The organism is uncultured Marinobacter sp. (assembly GCF_963974375.1).
GTDB lineage: Bacteria > Pseudomonadota > Gammaproteobacteria > Pseudomonadales > Oleiphilaceae > Marinobacter.
This window is the reverse complement of record NZ_CAXBDN010000378.1, coordinates 1-2,855: the sequence shown is the minus strand read 5'-3', so window position 1 is coordinate 2,855 and position 2,855 is coordinate 1. Positions and strand designations below refer to the sequence as shown.

The 2,855-nt window shown below is 59.2% G+C and carries 2 protein-coding genes; both read right to left on the bottom strand.

The window, feature by feature from the left end; genetic code table 11:
* Positions 1 to 2,311 (bottom strand): excinuclease ABC subunit UvrA (uvrA, locus tag AAC035_RS20330; protein WP_339806934.1); only part of this gene is annotated, 2,311 nt, incomplete at its 3' end.
* A 185-nt stretch (positions 2,312 to 2,496) separates the two neighbouring features.
* A partial coding sequence (locus AAC035_RS20325) for an OmpA family protein (RefSeq protein ID WP_339806933.1) occupies positions 2,497 to 2,855 on the bottom strand: 359 nt, incomplete at its 5' end.

Below are 2,855 nucleotides of genomic sequence, written 5' to 3'. Positions count from 1 at the left end.
GGTTGTAGCGCTTGGCTTTGCAGACGTCGCAGGGCACGTAGATATCCGGCAGAAAGTGCATTTCCACCTTGATCATGCCGTCGCCCTGGCAGGCTTCGCATCGCCCACCCTTGACGTTGAAGCTGAAACGACCAGGCTTGTAGCCCCGTGAGCGGGCTTCCTGAGTGCCAGCAAACAGTTCCCGGATCGGTGTAAAGATCCCGGTGTAGGTGGCGGGATTGGACCGTGGCGTACGCCCAATAGGGCTCTGGTCGATGTCGATGACTTTATCGAGGTGTTCGAGTCCTGTCAGTGACTCGTAGGGGCCATGGGTCAGCGTGGTGGCCTTGTTCAGGCGGGTCGCCGCCACCGGATAGAGAGTACCGTTGATCAGGGTGGACTTACCGGAACCGGAGACGCCGGTAATGCAGGTCATGACCCCCAGAGGCAGCCGCAGCGTTGCGTTGTTCAGGTTGTTGCCGCTGGCGCCGGAAAGCACCAGATGGTGGCCGTTGCCCGGGTTCCGGATTTCCGGAATGGCGATCTTGCGGGTGCCCGAAAGGTACTGCCCGGTCAGTGAGTCCGGATTGGAAATGATGGCTTCCGGTTTGCCCTGGGCAATGATTCGGCCGCCATGGACGCCCGCGCCAGGGCCAATATCGATGACATGATCGGCGGCGCGGATGGCATCCTCATCATGCTCAACCACGATCACTGTGTTGCCCAGATCTCTGAGATGAGTGAGGGTGCCCAGCAGACGGTCGTTATCACGCTGGTGAAGGCCGATGGATGGCTCGTCCAGAATGTACATGACGCCGACCAGCCCTGCGCCTATCTGACTGGCCAGACGAATACGCTGGGCCTCGCCACCGGAGAGAGTGTCGGCACTGCGCTCCAGGGTGAGATATTCCAGGCCCACGTTGACCAGAAACTGCAGTCGTTGCCGGACCTCCTTGAGAATCTTTTCGGCGATTTCTCCCTTGCGCCCGGCCAGAGCCAGGGACTCGAAGTAACTGAAGGCCTCGCCCACCGGAAACCGCACCAGCTCCGGAAGTGTCCGGTTCTCGATGAAGACATTGCGGGCACTGAGTCGTAGCCGGGAGCCGTAACAGTCCTTGCAGGGCTGCTGGCTCAGGTGTTTGGCCAGCTCCTCGCGCATGCTCTGGGAGTCGGTCTCGCGGTAGCGGCGCTCGAGGTTGGGAAGGACACCCTCAAAGGGGTGTGCCTTTTCCATGATATGGCCACGGGAATTGACGTAGCGGAAGGAAATGTCCTCGTCTCCGGAACCATACAGAATGGCCTGGCGGAAGCTTTCTGGCAAATCCACGAAGGGGGTGTCGAGATCTACGCCGTAGTGATCGGCTACGCTGGCCAGCATCTGGAAGTAATACACCGCCCGCCGGTCCCAGCCGCGGATGGCGCCTTCGGCCAGGGTCGCCGCAGGATGATGGACAATTTTCTCCGGGTCAAAAAACTGCTTGACGCCAAGGCCGTCGCAGGTGGGGCAGGCGCCGGCAGGGTTGTTGAAGGAAAATAGCCGGGGCTCCAGTTCGCTCAGTGAATAACCGCATTGGGTACAGGCGTAGCGTGCGGAAAAGGTCTGGTCTTCCCCCCCGCCATCCATGGGGGCCACGAGGGCTATGCCGTCGGCCAGCTCCAGCGCGGTTTCGAAACTCTCTGCCAGGCGCTGTTCCAGGCCGGCCTTGACCCGGAACCTGTCGACCACCACGTCGATTATGTGTTTCTTTTTCTTGTCCAGCGGTGGCACATCATCAATATCATAAACATAGCCATCGACCCGCAGGCGGATAAAGCCCTGGGCCTTCATGGTATCGATAACCTGCAGGTGTTCCCCTTTGCGGTCGCGAATCACTGGCGCAACGATCATCAGTTTGCTGTCTTCGGGCATGGCCAGCACCTGATCCACCATCTGGCTGACGGTCTGGGCCTCCAGGGGTTGACCATGCTCCGGGCAGCGGGGCTCGCCGGCACGGGCGAACAGCAGCCGCAGATAGTCGTAGATCTCGGTAATGGTGCCCACAGTGGAGCGGGGGTTGTGGGAGGTGGACTTCTGTTCTATCGAGATGGCGGGCGACAAGCCTTCAATATGGTCGACATCCGGTTTTTCCATCATCGACAGGAACTGCCTGGCGTAGGTGGACAGGGATTCCACATAGCGCCGCTGACCTTCCGCGTACAGGGTATCGAAGGCCAGAGAGGATTTCCCCGAACCGGATAACCCGGTAATGACAATCAGCTTGTCTCTGGGCAGTTCTAGATCGATATTCTTGAGATTATGGGTGCGGGCGCCTTTTACCTGGATAAACTCCATAGAACTCCTGTGGCCTCACTGTATGGTTCTCTGCAATCGGGAATCTGAAAACAGTTATCTGGTTACGTCGATCATTAAACGTTCAACGGTAAACAAGCCGCAAATCAGAAAGAGTAATACGCCAGTATACCCGGAACGGCTCGTCGTCCAAGGGCTTCAGCGGGAACGCAAACAGATCCGGAGGATTACCAGCGCAGACTGTCGGGGGATCCGGAAGGTGGGTCGATAATGATGACCGGGGAAAGGTCCTCAAGAGCCGAGCGGCTCTCACGGGGGGCCAGGGAGAGGTCAATGATGATTTCCACGCGCCGATTGGCGGCCCGGCTTTCCGGGGAGCTGTTGTCAGCCCTGGGGCGAGTGGAAGCCAGTCCCATGATCCGGAACCGGCTATCATCCATGGGGCCGGCCTCGATCAGGGCGTTGGCAACGGCCGCCGCCCGGTCCGCTGAAAGATTCCAGTTGGACTCGTAGCGACCACTGCGGATCGGAACATTGTCGGTGTGACCTTCCACGGTAATATCACCCGGTACGTCGTTCAGCAGAC